This is a genomic window from Calditrichota bacterium, assembly GCA_013152715.1.
GTDB lineage: Bacteria > Zhuqueibacterota > Zhuqueibacteria > Thermofontimicrobiales > Thermofontimicrobiaceae > 4484-87.
The window spans coordinates 82510-96674 of the sequence record JAADFU010000190.1 but is presented as its reverse complement, the minus strand read 5'-3'; the positions used below and the strand labels follow the sequence as shown (position 1 = coordinate 96674).

The window sequence follows — 14165 nt, the reverse complement described above, 5'->3', positions numbered from 1 at the left end:
CGGTCTGGGTTTGCTGGTAGATGTGCGCGTAATGCAGTGGTCACAGATTTTAGTGAACGACGTTGTTTTTGTGCTTTATGATATTAGAAATGACGGTACCAAAGACCTGGACAAAGCGGCGGTAACGTTGTTTGTCTTTGATTTGGTTGGCGGGGACGGCGATAGTCAGGACGATCATTCGGATTTTGACTTGTTGAATGATATTGCCTGGTGTACGGATACGGATGGACGCGGAAATCAAAATTTTGGCGATGACAAAGTTGGCGTCGTGGCGACTTCATTTCTGGAAACGCCGGGGAATTCGACCGACGGCATCGACAATGACGGCGACGGAGAAGAAAATTCGCCGATAGTCACAGAAACCATGATTGCCGATGAAGATCCGACAAATTTAATCGACGATAACGGAAATGGATTGATCGACGAAAATAAAACGCACATCGCTTTTGCCGATCAAATGGGCGTCGGGTTTCGCGACCACATCGACAATGACGGCGACGGCGAGCCGCTGAGCCCGGTAGTCACGGACTCAATGACTGACGGCGAAATTAATGGCAATGGAAAAGACGACAACAATAACGGTCTTTACGATGAAGACGCAACAGACGTTGGCAAAGCTTACCGCGATTGGATCGACAATAACGGCGATGGCGAAGATAACAGCCCGGTGGTAACGCAGGAGATGATTGACGCGGCTGCCAGCCAAAATGGCCGTTATGTAACGGCAAATGGCATTACGCTGTACGATTTGGGTGCGGAAGATTTGGGTAAAAAATACGCCGACGGCATCGACAATGACGGCGATGGCGCGGTCGACGAGATGATTGACGAGGGCATTGACGAAATGATTGACGAGCGCCGGGATAATTTCATCGACGACGACGGAGATTGGGACCCGGTGAACGATGATGTTGGTCTTGACGGAAATCCGCTGACCTATGACACGGGTCAGGGAGACGGCGTTCCCACCAGCGGCGCCGGAACGGGATTCCCGGGCGAGCCCAATATCGACGTGACGGATGTTTCTGAGTCCGACCAGTTGGGTTTGACGAATGTCCAATACCAACCTGCGGGGAATTTTCACACTGAACAGGATGAAGGAACCTGGAGCCGCTGGATGATTCCGGGAAAATTCTGGGACACGAGCATTAATACTGTCAATGGCGACTGGGATTTATTTGTTTCTTCCGGCCTTTTTCCACTGAAAGCAGGCGGACGCGTGCGGATTTCCATGGCGGTAAACCTGGGCGAAGACAAGAAGGATGCTTTGCGCAATAAAGAGGTATCCCAAAAAACTTACGATTTGGATTATCAATTTGCCAAAGCACCGATTTTGCCGGTGCTGAAAGCGATTCCCGGCGACGGAAAAGTCACGCTTTACTGGAATAATAAGGCGGAGAAATCTTTTGACAAATTTATGCAGGATATTGGCGCCGAACCTTTTGATTTTGAAGGTTACCGCATTTACAGAGCCACGGATCCGGCGTTTGAAGACGCTTATGTCATCACTGACGCTGACGGAAATTTGACTTTTTACAAGCCAGTGGCGCAATTTGATTTGAAAGATGGCATTACCGGTTTAGATTCTCTTGGCATTAACGGCGCTCATTTTAATTTGGGCAGTGACACCGGACTACGGCACTCCTGGGTGGATGAAGATGTAATTAATGGGCAGACTTACTATTACGCACTTACTGCTTACGACCGAGGCGCGGCCTGGGCCGACATTCCCCCGAGTGAAACGCCAATTCCCATTACCGTGGAAGTGACCGGGGAAGTGAAAATGGGAACCAATGTGCAGCGCGTAATTCCCGACGCGCCTTCAGCCGGATATGTGGCGCCGACGTTGGTGAATATCGACAAACCAGTAATTGGCAATACAACCGGGAAAATCATGTACGACATTGTCGATCCGCAAATCATTCCGGATAATCATAATTATCGCATTACCTTCCGGGATACTCTGGTCCCGCGACAAAAGCAGTCCGAACCGGACACGCTGAAAACACTGGATTTTTCGCTGTTTGACGTGACGTTTGAGTCCGAAGGGAGAATTGACACGTTGATTCTGAATAGCCCTAAACTCAAGGCTTATGAAGAAATTCCCATGACAGATGGATTCCGTTTGATTTTGGACAATGAAGATGTGATTGAATTAAATCAGACTCTTTCTCGCTGGAATGACGACGAAATCATGCCGCTGTCGCTCAAGCCATTTCAAGCGGGATTTCTGGTTGGATTTCCCAATCCCAAGGACTACAAAATCGTGTTTGGCGATGTTGGCATGGATACTTCTGTTTATTTGAAAGTGCGCCGCATTGATTTAAATCCCAAACCGGTGAACTTCACGGTGTTCAATATGACGGATTCGGCGAAAGTGAAATTTGCATTCTGGGAGACGGAAGGCGATGACGGGATTTTTACGGCAAGTTATCTCGAATCGGATGTGATCGTATTTATGGAAGAAAATTCCGAAGGCGTATTGTCGCCGAGCTGGCGTTTCAAAGTTGTATTTGATACGCTGCACAGAAATCCTGCTAAAGGCGATACCGCCTATTTGTACCTAAAAAAGCCCTTTCTCAGCAATGTGGTTTTTGAATTTGCCACTCAGTCGCCCTACATTGACAGAGAATTAGCAAAATCTCAATTGGATCGCATCAAAGTCGTGCCCAATCCTTATGTGGCAACGGCAATCTGGGAAGGTAGAAATTTTTTCACCACCGGCCGCGGGCCGAGATCGATCCATTTCAATCATTTGCCGCGGCAGTGCACAATTCGAATTTTTACGGTGTCCGGAGAATTGGTCGATACCATTGAGCACAACAGCGCCATTGATGACGGTTCTGCGGAATGGGACGTTCTCACGCGAGATAATTTGACGATTTCCTTCGGCGTTTACATTTATCATGTGGACGCGCCGGGAATTGGAGAAAGAATTGGGAAATTTGCTATCATAAAATAATTACGGGAGATGGAGACGTGAAAACGAGTCGAAAATATACATTTCTAATAATTTTGCTATTGCTGACGACGACGCAGGCGATCCTTCGCGCACAAGAAGTAACCAAAATTGGCACTTCGGCGGCAAAGGTGCTCAGTATCCCCGTTGGCTCTCGCGCCCTTGGAATGGGAGCTGCGTTTGTCTCTGTCGCTGACGACGCCACTGCCATGTACTGGAACGCTGCCGGAATCGCGCGTCTCGACCGAAGCGAGTTTGTATTTATGCATTCCAATTGGCTGGCGGATTTGCGTTTTGATTATGTAGGTTTGACTTTACCTTTGGCGCAAATAGGCACGATCGGCGTCAGCTTTTCTGCGCTGACAATGGATGAGATGGACATCACTACGGAGTCCGAGCCCGAAGGCACGGGAGAGACATTTTCTGCCGGTTCATTCATTGCCGGAATTTCCTTTGCGCGAAATTTGACGGATAATTTTACTATCGGCGGCACCGTGAAATATGTGACAGAAAGAATTTGGAATTCCTCTGCCGGCGCCATCGCTGTGGACATTGGCACGCTGTTCGATACGCCGTTTCGCGGTATTCGTTTGGGCGCCAGTATCAGCAATTTCGGACAAAAAATGCAAATCATGGGCGACGACTTGCTTGTACAAAAGGATATCGATGCCTCGATTGCCGGAAATAATGAAAGTGTTAACGCATACCTGGCGACTGACAAATTTGACCTGCCACTGATTATGCGACTGGGTATTTCTACCGAATTAGTAGATACTGATTTTCAAAAATTTACCATTGCCATTGATGGTTTGCATCCGAATGATAATACGGAATCTGTGAATATTGGCGGCGAATACTCCACATTGCGGAAATTGGTTTCTTTTCGCGGCGGAATAAAATCGTTGGGCTTGAAAAATCGGGAAGATCGTTATGTCGTCGGTATGGGTTTGAATTACTTTTTAGGCGGGGGAAGACGAATCCGCATTGACTACACGTATGAACAATTCGTTCATTTGAGAAATATTCATCAGTTCACGTTAGCGGTGAGATTTTAAATATGGCTTTTCAGTTGAGTTGCAATTGTGACAAATGGATAATTTTAATACAAAAGTTACGCAAGGGCTGGATAGCGCCAACAAATGGAGAGGTCAGAACATGGCAGAAGAATTGAATCAAAATATTAAATTAAGAAAGGAGGTGGGCAAAGGTTATTTTTACATTGTTTTTAACATAGTAAATATTTATGAAAGGAGGTGGTAAGATTTTTTGAGGGGTAGCTTTTGCAAAAAACAAAATCAAACGAGTGAACCAAAATTAAGGAGAGACCACATGAGTAAAAGAAATTTTTTACCAGTATTGATGGTGATCCTGGTTGCTTTTGGAGCTGTGACGGCGTTCGGTCAGACGATAACGCTAACAATTCCGGACACGATGGCTCAATCGGGCGCCAGCATTTCCATTCCCATCATGGTGAGCGATGTCACAGGCCTGAATGTGTTAGCCTATGATATGTCGGTCACTTTTGATCAGAATGTGCTCGATGCAACCGGATTTAGCCGCACTGGGACAATTTTGGAGTCCTGGAGCGATCCTACGGTGAATGACCTGGACGGACAATACAATCTGGTCGGCGCAGGCACCGCCGCCATGTCCGGCAGCGGCGTTTTCATCTACATTAATTTTGACGTTGTCGGAAATCCCGGCGATACCACGACGATACATTTCAACAAGATGGTGTTCAACGAAGGCGATCCGGCTGCGACCACAACTGACGGAAAGTTTACTATTGAGGCTGCTGCCAGCATGGTCACTTTTCAGGTAAACATGAGTATTAAACAGCGGGAAATGACTTTTGATCCCGGCGCGGGCGATATTGTTGCCGTTCGCGGAAGTTTTAACGGCTGGAGTGGCAATGATCAGGAATGTACTGATGCCGATGGCGACACCGTTTACACCGGTACTTTTGACGTTGGCACAGATCCGACGATTTACTACAAATACGTCCTTCACAAAGCCGATGGATCGGACGTGTGGGAATCTGATCCGAATCGAGAATTTGCAAATACCGGAAGTCAAACTCTTCCCGTGACTTATTTTGACAGAGATAGTGTCTATACGCCACCGGCGGATGTTTTTGTGACTTTTCAGGTAAATATGAGCATCAAGCTGCGCGAAGAAGTTTTTAAACCAAACGATGGCGATCTCGTTGTTGTGCGCGGCAGTTTTAACGGTTGGTCTGGCAATAACGAAGAATGTACTGATGCGGATGGCGATAGCATTTACACCGGCGCTTTCAATATCGGCACTGATCCCACAATTTTTTACAAATACGTCATTCACAAAGCCGATGGCACAGATATGTGGGAAGATCACGTTATTGATAATAGCGGCGGCAATCGTTATTTTGACAATCCAATGGCTGACGCTACTTTGCCGGTGGTCTTTTGGGACGACGATGACGAATTCAGCGGCGTGACCAAAACGGGCGCCATTTTGTTCAACGTGGACATGCAGGTATGGGAAGATGCTGGTTTCTTCGATCGTAACCTGGATTCACTGGAAATTCGCGGCGGATTTAATGGCTGGGCTTCCGGCGATTATCTGGAACGAGTGCCGGGAATGATGATTTACGAAAAACTTATGTCGGTAGAAGGTATTGTCGGCTCGGAAATGAATTACAAATATTATCTGAATTATAACGACAAAACTCTATGGAGCAATGGCGACTGGGGATATGAAGTTCCTTATACCCGCGGCGGCGGCAATAGATCTATTGTCTTTGAAGGCACCGATGATCAGATGGCTCCGTTGCAGTATATGAACGATATTCCTCATGGCGGCGTAATCCCCGAGGGAAAAACTGTTACCGTGACATTTACAATTGATATGAACCCGGCGATGAGTCTGCCTACTCCGTTCAATCCGGCGACTGATACTGTGACTTTGATTCCGCAGGATCCGCATTGGGCAATCGGGCAGGGAATTACCCCTTACGATGAAACGCTTGTCACTTTTACTGATGACAACAGCGATGGCATTTATACCGGGACATTGGAGATTCACGGCCCGACTATTTATGGCATGGAATATGCGTTTCGTTACGGCGCAGACGATATCACTGAGGGCGGCGGTTTCGATTTCGGACGTTATCGCACGCGCTACATTAACCCCAATAGCGACGGTACTTATCCGGATACCTGGACATTCCCCGTGGATACATTTCAGTTAGATCCGCCACTGCCAGTGGAAGAAGCGCCGCTGAGAGTGGCTGTGGATGAACTTATTCAAGGACGCGTGACTCCGGATAATTTCACTTTGCAACAAAATTATCCGAATCCGTTCAACCCGACAACGATGATCACCTACTCAATTCCCAAATTGAGCCACGTGAGCGTCAAAATTTACAACATGCTGGGGCAGGAAATTGCCACTTTGGTGAACATGTACAAAGCGCCGGGAACGTACAAAGTTTCCTGGGACGGCAAAGATTACACTGGCAAAGTTGTGGCCGGAGGCGTCTATTTCTACCACATTGAGGCAGGCGATTTCAATCAAACAATGAAAATGCTGTTCCTCAAATAAGGAAAAATTTTCTCAAGTAACTTGAAAAAGGGAGAAAATGGTGCTTATTTTCTCCCTTTTTCGATAATTCGGGATGGGAAGCGATGAAAGAGTCCATTCTGACGAGAAGCGAAATATTATTCATCCATAGAAAAGTGTCCGGTAGCGAAATCTCAGTTGATTTCAAGAATTATTACTCCAGAAATATGAAATAAATTGAAACAACTTTGGCATTTTTCCGTTATTTAATAGAGAAAATTCAATGAACTAAATTTCTCAGTAATTTAATGAGGAAAGGATTACGAGATGCCAATATCAAAAGACAGTCAGACATCGGAACCCAAACGTCTTTTTCGCTCAAAGGTTGATCGTATCTTTGCCGGAGTATGCGGAGGATTCGCTGAATATTTTAATATCGATCCGGTTATTATTCGCATTCTATTTTTGGTATTAATTTTCGTGAACGGATGGGGTTTTCTGATATATATTGTCAGTCTCATTGTGATGCGTGAGAACCCGTCTCAATCAGCGGCTGACCGCAAGCAACCACAGAATACGGCGCTTTATTGGGGAGTCGGATTGATAATTCTGGGAATAACGCTGTTAGCCCATCGGTGGGATTGGCAAATATTCCCCTTTATTCCGTTTAATTGGTACTGGTTTCGATTCTGGCCGTTTGACTGGGATGTGATTTGGCCGTTGATCATCATTTTGCTCGGTATTTTATATTTGGTTCATGTGCTGCACCAGGAAACTGACGAAAAAAGCAAACACGCGGGACCTGCGCGGCTTTATCGTTCTCATAGCGAAAAAATAATTGGCGGCGTCTGCGGCGGATTAGCCGATAGGCTAAATATCGATCCGGTGCTCATCAGAATTGGGTGGGTCGTTTTTACGTTAGCGACGAATTTAGTGATTGGCGCTATCGTCTACATCGTCTGGATGATTGCCATACCGGAAACGCCACCCCAGCCAAAGCCGACTGAAACGGCCGCTGCGCCTCCGAAAAAACCGCGAGCGCGACGCGTCAAAAAAATCCCCGAGCAAAAAGAATCGAAGGACACCACTGATTCTAAATCGAAACAAGAAGGAAAAGAATAGGAGAAAGCTATGGCACACAGAAAAAAATCTGCTCTTTTCCCGGGAGTTTTTTTAATACTATTAGGCATCATTCTTTTATTGTACAAATTAATGCCAAACTTTTTTGGTTGGCGCGAGCTTTATCCGCTGATTCTTTTAGTATTGGGTATTTGGCTCGTGATTGAAGCGATGTTGCCGGACAAAAAGGATCGAGGTGCCATTTTTCCCGGCACAATTTTGCTCCTGCTCGGATTGTTTTTCTCCTTGCGCAATTATGATCTCATTCCGTTTTATTATGTCCGCGAGGTCTGGCCTATTTTTCTGATCATTTTGGGATTTGCCTTTTTGGCGTTATTCCTGGTAAATCCTCGCGATCAGGGATCGCTGATTCCTGCTTCCCTATTTCTATTTTTTGGCGTAATTCTCCTATTGAGAAAATTATCGATAATTGACTGGGAAATTGGAAATTTTTTCGCTGATTATTGGCCTGTGATACTTATTTTTGTTGGGCTGGGTATTATTGCCAATAGTTTGCGCCGGCCTGGAATTGACGAAAATTGAAATGCGTCGTCTCTGTCATTTCGACAGCGCTGCCCGGTTTGATCATAAATCGGGCAGGTCATTACTGTTTTTAACTTGAACGCATGAGATGCGATCTGTGGCAACAATTGATTCCTCAAAATTACAAACCTTCGCTTGCAAGCGCTCACTAACTTCAAAATTTTTAGCGAATTATTTCTTGACAATCTTATGAAAATTAATTATATTGATTGACAAATACTGCGCTAATCAATTTTGTTCATGGATTTTTGCTAGAGATTTCAATAGTAATGCGAGGAGAATTTCCGGATGTATTTCACGATTATAAATTCAGTCGTCGGTTTCTTTTTTTTGTTGTTGATTTTCGTCGGAATATTTCTCAAATACCACTCCTTTCTGCCAATAAACATCATTGGAATTCTCATAATTGGGGCAACTCTCTATTTGGACAGGACAAACCATCTCCTGCCGGAAAATATTATTCTGATCATGCTGGCATTGGTCATAATTTTCATCACTGATATTATTTTTATTTTTCGGGATTTCCGCGAAGAAGTGAGCGCTGCGGATGCCCAACGCCTTAAACGATATCTGACCACGGAAAGCAATAACGATTATTTTAAGATGATACGGGACGCTAATCTGATCAAGTCAGATATTGATTTGCACAAGAAAGCGCCGCTTTCTGACAGAGTGCAGGCATTGGAGCTACTCAAGCAAGGCAACGAATTTTTTGAAAAAGGACAATTTCAGGAAGCGCTGGAAAAATACGATCTTTCATGCAATTTGGTGGAATCCGGTATTGGCTATTTAAATCAAAGCGGAGTTTTGCTTAAATCCGCTCAATACGAAGATTCGCTGATCATTGCCCGCAAGGCCGAAGATTTTCGATCTAATTTTTATGAAGCTAAAATAAATCAAGCTGTCGCGTTGGAAAAATTGAATCGTCTGCCAGATGCCTTGAAAAAATACGAAGAAGCCGCTAAATTGAATCCTGATGAATATGAGGTGTGGTTTTGCGAGGCCAATGTGCTTTTCAGGATGGAAAAATATCGCGAAGCAGTAGCGTATTATGATAAGTCGCTTTCTTTGCACGGAAGAAATTTCGACGCCTGGTATTACAAAGGAATTGCACTCCAGAAGTTGAACAAGTTAGTCGAAGCACTTCGCTGTTTCGAGCAAGCGGTCAAACTGAGATCGCACCATGCAAAGATATTTTTTCGCATGGGAAACATTCTGACTGCGCTTGATCGCGATTCCGAGGCTATCGCTGCCTATGAAAAATCGATCCGATTGAATTCGGACTCAGAATTTACCTGGAACAACCTGGGCATAACTTTAAACAAAATCGGCCGTATTCGAGATGCCGTTAAATGCTACGAGCGGGCAATAAAGCTCAATGATAATTATGCCGAAGCCTGGTTTAACAGAGCCCTTGCGCTGGATACGTTGGATAAAATTCGCAAGGCGTACGAAAGCTATCTTCGTTTTATTCAAGTTGCCTCCGAAAAAATGACACCACGAGTGGAAATGGCAAAAAAACGAGTCAATGAAATAAAGACAAAGCTTAAACGCAAAAAAGGATTTTCATTTTCTGCTTTAAAAAAGAAGTCTGGTCCAAAAAGCAAAAGAAAAAAAGACGCCCTGAAATAATCTTTTTCGCTCCGATGCCGCCATCTCTCATTAGAAACAGGCTTTTGAAAAACTGGTTCAATTTTGAACAAAATTTTTTCTCCTGAACGCTCTCATGCTGTCTTCCCTTTCGGATGATTCCCGCACAGAGTTTTGCTTCATTAAGATACACTTATGTTAATATTTTAAGCAATTTTGTTTCTTCATCGGAAGTTATTTTCATTGTGAAACAATATTGAAGTTTCGCTGTTATTGTTTGTAAAACAAAAATATAATTAAAAACCATCTAACATTTTGTGAATACTAAAATTATAATATCATTGAAAATGGGGCGCACTGACTTTGTCAGATGGCATGATTTTTGTTATTTGTATTAAAAACAATAAACAAGCGTGCTAAATCGAGGCGGAAAGGGATGGAAGAGCTTGTCTATTTTTCGAAATTTCAATTGCTGATTCGCGCCGGTTATGACAGGGATTTGAATGTGATCAGATACGAGACGCATCGGAAGCCCTTGCCCGAGGAGAAAAAATCGGTTGAAGTATTTCTTATTTCGAAATTCGCTCTGGACACAGATTATTTTCAGGAATCATCTAGCAGCTTAATTTTCAACGGCGTTGACGGAGCTCTCGAGAAAAATTTAGCGCAAATGCAGTTTGAAAGTTATGCGAAAAAATTAGATTCTCACTATTGGGAATTGGAACTCAAAGTGAGTGAACTCGTTCACGGCTCGCTGAGGAAATTTTATTTCGAGCATCTGGGAGATTCAATTCTGGAATTTAGAAAAAAGGTCAATAAAAGAAATCCTGACAAGGAGATTGTCGTTGAAAAGTTAAAGCACAATATTTTAGAGCTGATCGAAGCTTACAATCGGTACAGCGAGACGAAGGTGACTGTGGACAAAGCAGTGCCGAGAGACCTGCGGGACTATTTCAACTAATGTTACAAACTTGAATTACAACTTTGAACAAAACAGCGCGGTGGGGGGCCGAATAGGAGGTATACAATGAAAAGAATGACTTTCATCCCGGGAATTTTCATCATTATGAGCTTCCTGGTTTCAACAGCATCAGCTCAATTATTGTCTTCGAGTCGGCTGGGATTGGGATTTGGCATGGGAGGCCAGCGAATTTATTGCGACAAACCAAAAACCGGCGTTGGCGGCGGCCTTGAAGGGTACGCCAAGTACGCCATCAGCCCGCGTTTTTTTGCCATCGGTTCTTTTGGATATGGCGAGTTAAGTGACGGGACGTTGATCTTTGACAAATGTACTTTTTCCACGGATGTGCTCAATCTGGATTTAAAAGCGGCGGTAAATCTGGCTAGCGGCGGTAATCTTATCCCTTATGCCTACGCCGGTCTCGGGGCGATCTGGTTCCGGCATGATCCCGGAAAAACTCCCGGATTCCCGGGTCACTATTTCGGCGGTTATTTCGATGCCGCCTGGATGTTTGGCGGAGGATTTGAGTATCGACTCAGTCCGCGGATGGCATTAAATACGTCCGTCGATTATCGCTTTACTTCGGGGGATGATTTGGACGGCGGCTATAATGGCCAATGGAGCAAGTCCAACGACGGCTATTTGAATTTTAGAACAGGGTTGACGTTTTATCGCGAGGGAAGCTTTTTTAATAGAGGGAAAAATATCGACGTGGCAAATAAAACGCCCATTGAGGAATTGGCAAGTTCGCAAACCGGCAATATGGACGCGGGCCAAGGCAACACAGACGATCTGAATAAATTGTTAGAAGGGATCGATCAATACGAAGAAAAATCGGCGGCCGATAATTCGATGAGCGAATACGTGCAGCTCAAATCAAAAGTAGATGAGCTGAATCAGTCAATTTCACAGAAAGAGTTGGAAATTGAGGAATTGCAAAGCCAGTTGCAATATCGAAAAGATCGCATCGCACAAATGGAAGGAAATATGAGCACGAGAAGCGCTGCGATGTCGGCGTCGCTGAATGCAGATGTTTCTGATTTCAGCGCCACTTACGAACAGGCGATGAAAAATTTTTACGCCCGAGAATTTGATGCGGCAATCAATTTGTTTAATTCTTTGTTACAGACTTATCCGACGCACAAATTGGCAAGTAATTGCCAATATTGGATAGGCGAATGCTATTTCGGAAAAAAAGAATTTGACAGCGCGGTAGATGCGTTTGAAAAAGTGCTCGCTTATCAACAGTCGCCCAAAAAAGATGACGCTTTGCTCATGTTGGGACGGAGCTACTTGAAAATGGGCGATAAGCAATTGGCCTCGCAAATGTTTGACAAATTGATGAATGAATTTCCTGACAGTGAATATTTTGAAAAAGCGCAAAAATACGCGCATCGTTTGTAGCGAAATTACGTCCTCCATTTGATATAGATTAGACGCAAAAGTGAGCTGAACAAGCGAAAAGGCGAAATCGGTTTTCTATTTGGCAACTCGAAATTTCATGCGTGGCTTCTATTTGACAGGTGAAGACAGCAGGGAAGTGCAGCAAATGGATGCCACGGTTTCGCCGACCAGATTGTTCGGCTCGCTTTTTTTTAGAAATTATGAACGCCACCTGCCTATCCGCATGACTCCCCCAGAAATTGAGAAAATCGAATGACCGCAGCGCGTGATTCCGTCGAAAAGGGGAAATTCTTACCCAAAAAAGTTGCGCACATTTTTCAAGAAGCTTTCAATTTGCCAAAATCATCACTGAATTATTTTCTTTTGTCAGGTTGTTTTTGCGCCTCACCGGTCATGGGCACGAAAATTACCGGCAGCACAGATTTCCGATGAACTGTTCCATCCATGTCTTTTGTGATCAAAAATAAATTTTGCGACAAATCGCCTACCGGAATGATCATGCTGCCGCCACGTTTGAGCTGCTGGATGAGCGGCTGCGGAATTTGATCCGGCGCCGCAGTGACGATGATGGCGTCAAATGGCGCGTGCTCGGGCCAGCCGCGGTAGCCGTCGCCAATTTTGACGCGCACGTTTTTGTAGCCCAGACTTTCCAATCGCGCTCGCGCTTGCTCGCCCAATTTGGGAATTATTTCAATCGTGTAAACTTCTTTGGCTATTTCCGCCAGCACCGCTGCCTGGTAGCCTGATCCGGTGCCGATTTCCAGCACTTTTTCTTTTCCTTTCAATTTCAATTTTTCAGTCATGAACGCGACGATATACGGCTGGGAAATGGTTTGGTCTTCGCCAATAGGCAAGGGTCTGTCCCAGTAAGCCATTTCTTTTAAATTTTCCGGAACAAAAAGATGGCGCGGCACTTTTTTCATGGCATTCAACACGAGAGTGTCTTTCACGCCGCGCGCCTGAATTTGCGTCTTTACCATCCGCAGCCGGCGACGTGTGTAAATGTCCGCTGATTCTTGCTGTTGTTTTCCCTGACAATTTGGCGCTGAAGGGAAAATCAGCAAAATAAGCAGCCAGATTTTGGGTACATTTTTCATGGCGATGCCTCCTGACTTAAAACAGAGAGATGCGCTGCAACGCTGGCAGCCAATTTTTTCAGATGATATCCGCCTTCCAGCAAAGAAATGAGTCGCCCCTCACAATAATACTGCGCAAGCTCAAAAACGATGTCGCTGAGCGCCGTGAACCCTGTTTCCGTCAAATTCATTCCTGCGAGCGGATCGTCCTTGTGGGCGTCGAATCCAGCGGATATGAGCACAAATTGCGGCTTAAATTTTTCTGCGGCGGGAATGAGTTGCCGGACAAATGCCTGCGCGTAATCCTGATCCCCGGAGCCGGCGCGCATTGGTGCGTTCAGGGTGAAGCCGAGGCCTTTTCCTGAGCCTCTTTCATTGGCCGCGCCGCTGCCAGGATAGTGAGGCCACTGATGGATGCTGAAATAAAAAACCGACGGATCGGCGTAAAAAGTGTTCTGGGTTCCGTTGCCGTGGTGCACGTCCCAATCGACAATCAAAATACGCTCAATTTCTTGTTTCTTCTGAAGATAGCGCGCCAGAATTGCGATATTGTTGAACAGGCAAAATCCCATGGCGTGACCGTATTCGGCGTGATGTCCGGGAGGTCTCACCGCGCAAAATGCGTTGTCAATTTCGCCGGAAATAATTTTGTCGGCAGCGGTCATTCCGGCGCCGGCTGCGAGCAGAGCAATTTCGTAGGAACGGGGACAAATGCCGGTGTCCGCGTCCAGATGAGTCACCCCGTCGGCGGCGCAGGCCTGTCGGACAGATTGAATGTAATCCACTGAATGAATGGTCTCGATCCATTGCAAATCTGCCGGCTGCGGCGTGATTTGAGATAATTTTTCCCACAAAGTCCGTTGTCGCAGATGAGACAAAATCGCTTCCAATCGCTGCGGAGATTCAGGATGCAGAGCGCCGGCAGAATGAAGCAAAAAATCAGGATGAAAAACAAATCCTGTCCTTCGCATGT

At 45.3% G+C, this 14165-nt stretch carries 11 protein-coding genes and 1 pseudogene; 10 read left to right on the top strand and 2 right to left on the bottom strand.

What is annotated here, in order from left to right; translation table 11 throughout:
* The 10 genes and pseudogenes from GXO74_15050 to GXO74_15005 all read left to right on the top strand — a co-directional run.
* The coding region (locus GXO74_15050; GenBank protein ID NOZ62971.1) for a hypothetical protein at window positions 1-2962 on the top strand (2962 nt) is incomplete at its 5' end.
* 17 nt (window positions 2963-2979) lie between these two features.
* The gene (locus GXO74_15045) at window positions 2980-4014 is read left to right on the top strand and encodes a UPF0164 family protein (GenBank protein ID NOZ62970.1); all 1035 of its coding nucleotides are present in this window, start codon (window positions 2980-2982) and stop codon (window positions 4012-4014) included.
* Window positions 4015-4288: 274 nt separating this feature from the next.
* Complete coding sequence (locus GXO74_15040; GenBank protein NOZ62969.1) at window positions 4289-6541, top strand: T9SS type A sorting domain-containing protein; 2253 nt, start codon at window positions 4289-4291, stop codon at window positions 6539-6541.
* Window positions 6542-6826: 285 nt separating this feature from the next.
* A pseudogene (locus GXO74_15035) lies at window positions 6827-7243 on the top strand (PspC domain-containing protein).
* 18 nt (window positions 7244-7261) lie between these two features.
* On the top strand, window positions 7262-7621 hold the full coding sequence (locus tag GXO74_15030; GenBank protein NOZ62968.1) for a PspC domain-containing protein: 360 nt from the start codon (window positions 7262-7264) through the stop codon (window positions 7619-7621).
* Between the two features lie 9 nt (window positions 7622-7630).
* Window positions 7631-8161 carry a hypothetical protein gene (locus GXO74_15025; protein NOZ62967.1) on the top strand — a complete coding sequence of 177 codons (531 nt, stop codon included), beginning with the start codon at window positions 7631-7633 and terminating at the stop codon, window positions 8159-8161.
* A gap of 288 nt (window positions 8162-8449) precedes the next feature.
* Window positions 8450-9793 (top strand): tetratricopeptide repeat protein, encoded by a 1344-nt coding sequence (locus GXO74_15020; protein ID NOZ62966.1) that lies wholly within the window; start codon window positions 8450-8452, stop codon window positions 9791-9793.
* 394 nt (window positions 9794-10187) lie between these two features.
* Complete coding sequence (locus GXO74_15015) at window positions 10188-10712, top strand: hypothetical protein (GenBank protein ID NOZ62965.1); 525 nt, start codon at window positions 10188-10190, stop codon at window positions 10710-10712.
* 66 nt (window positions 10713-10778) lie between these two features.
* Complete coding sequence (locus GXO74_15010; protein ID NOZ62964.1) at window positions 10779-12116, top strand: tetratricopeptide repeat protein; 1338 nt, start codon at window positions 10779-10781, stop codon at window positions 12114-12116.
* Window positions 12117-12195: 79 nt separating this feature from the next.
* Window positions 12196-12372, top strand: coding sequence for a hypothetical protein (locus GXO74_15005; GenBank protein ID NOZ62963.1), 177 nt, complete (start codon window positions 12196-12198; stop codon window positions 12370-12372).
* Between the two features lie 97 nt (window positions 12373-12469).
* Here GXO74_15005 and GXO74_15000 read toward each other — a convergent pair whose 3' ends face one another.
* Together GXO74_15000 and GXO74_14995 are read right to left on the bottom strand one after the other, a co-directional pair.
* Window positions 12470-13213 (bottom strand): protein-L-isoaspartate(D-aspartate) O-methyltransferase, encoded by a 744-nt coding sequence (locus tag GXO74_15000; GenBank protein NOZ62962.1) that lies wholly within the window; start codon window positions 13211-13213, stop codon window positions 12470-12472.
* Window positions 13210-14163: a histone deacetylase gene (locus GXO74_14995; protein ID NOZ62961.1), complete on the bottom strand. Its 954-nt coding sequence runs from the start codon at window positions 14161-14163 to the stop codon at window positions 13210-13212. Before GXO74_14995 ends, GXO74_15000 begins: the two co-directional genes overlap by 4 nt.
* Between the last annotated feature and the right edge of the window lie 2 nt (window positions 14164-14165).

What these genes read in the sequence shown, in the direction of transcription:
- GXO74_15010 (NOZ62964.1), top strand. Translation starts at nt 10,779, where the DNA reads ATGAAAAGAATGACTTTCATCCCGGGAATTTTCATCATTATGAGCTTC.
- GXO74_15040 (NOZ62969.1), top strand. Translation starts at nt 4,289, where the DNA reads ATGAGTAAAAGAAATTTTTTACCAGTATTGATGGTGATCCTGGTTGCT.
- GXO74_14995 (NOZ62961.1), bottom strand. Translation starts at nt 14,163, where the DNA reads ATGCGAAGGACAGGATTTGTTTTTCATCCTGATTTTTTGCTTCATTCT.
- GXO74_15020 (NOZ62966.1), top strand. Translation starts at nt 8,450, where the DNA reads ATGTATTTCACGATTATAAATTCAGTCGTCGGTTTCTTTTTTTTGTTG.
- GXO74_15000 (NOZ62962.1), bottom strand. Translation starts at nt 13,213, where the DNA reads ATGAAAAATGTACCCAAAATCTGGCTGCTTATTTTGCTGATTTTCCCT.
- GXO74_15025 (NOZ62967.1), top strand. Translation starts at nt 7,631, where the DNA reads ATGGCACACAGAAAAAAATCTGCTCTTTTCCCGGGAGTTTTTTTAATA.
- GXO74_15015 (NOZ62965.1), top strand. Translation starts at nt 10,188, where the DNA reads ATGGAAGAGCTTGTCTATTTTTCGAAATTTCAATTGCTGATTCGCGCC.